1 protein-coding gene is annotated in these 883 nt (G+C 54.7%); it reads left to right on the plus strand.

Features of this window, described 5'->3' with window-relative positions:
- Nucleotides 1-218 precede the first annotated feature (218 nt).
- Complete coding sequence (locus tag BHD06_RS22745) at nt 219-713, plus strand: hypothetical protein (protein WP_376764873.1); 495 nt, start codon at nt 219-221, stop codon at nt 711-713.
- Nucleotides 714-883: the final 170 nt, after the last annotated feature.

An 883-nucleotide genomic window follows, 5' to 3' on the forward strand; every position in this document is an offset into this window, starting at 1 on the left:
ACTGGCCACATGAGGCGACAACGGGCATCAGGCATGCATTCCATTCGATCCGAAGGGGTGGGCGCTCAAGGGTCTCAGTCCCATAGACGGGAAACCATTCCCCATCGGTGACTTCTTCAGCGGCCTGCTAGAACAACTCGCGTGGGACGCCTTTGAAAAGCACAAAGGGAATCTGAAGCATTTCCGGCGGCGATGGCCTCTGGATCAGCCCCCCTCGCCTGCATGTCCTCCCCAAATTGGCAAAGATGCCGATTGTGAAGATCGACCAGGACGACATCGCGCATGCGCTAGCGCCGATCTGGTACGAGAAGCCGGTTACCGCGAAGAAAGCCATCTCGCGGCTCCGGACAGTATTCAAATATGCGCGGGCAAAGGGATTTCTCGTGAACCGTGCCGTGATCGAGGAAGCCGTCATCATTCTTAGAGAGAACAGGAAACTCGCCAAGCCAAGCCTCGCGCTTCCCTGGTCAGACGTGCCTGCATTCTACGCGAGCCTGTCGGATGGTGACCCGACACAACTCGCCTTGAGACTGCTGATCCTGACCGGGGTTCGTGCGGACTCGGTAAATAACATGATGCAATCGGTTCGGCCGAACGCCTCAAAAATGGAAAAAATAGCTTATGCAAGCTTGGCCATCTTGGGGATGGCGACCCAGTTGAACTTGGTCAACAGATTGGTGATCTACACCGTCGCTTCCCCAATATTAACGTAATTGGTGGCTGCAGTGGTACAGACGAGCTGAAGTGGTCCCACCTTTTCGGACATGTTTGCAGCTTTTCTAAGGTGTATCGGGTTTAGGTTTCATGCTGCTTCTTGTTGTTCCAAGCCTACCCAATATGCGTCGTCAGGCGTCTGCCGATCAAGGGCGGAATGGGGCCTTTT

It is taken from the genome of Roseovarius sp. A-2, assembly GCF_002072155.1.
Taxonomy (GTDB): Bacteria; Pseudomonadota; Alphaproteobacteria; order Rhodobacterales; family Rhodobacteraceae; genus Roseovarius.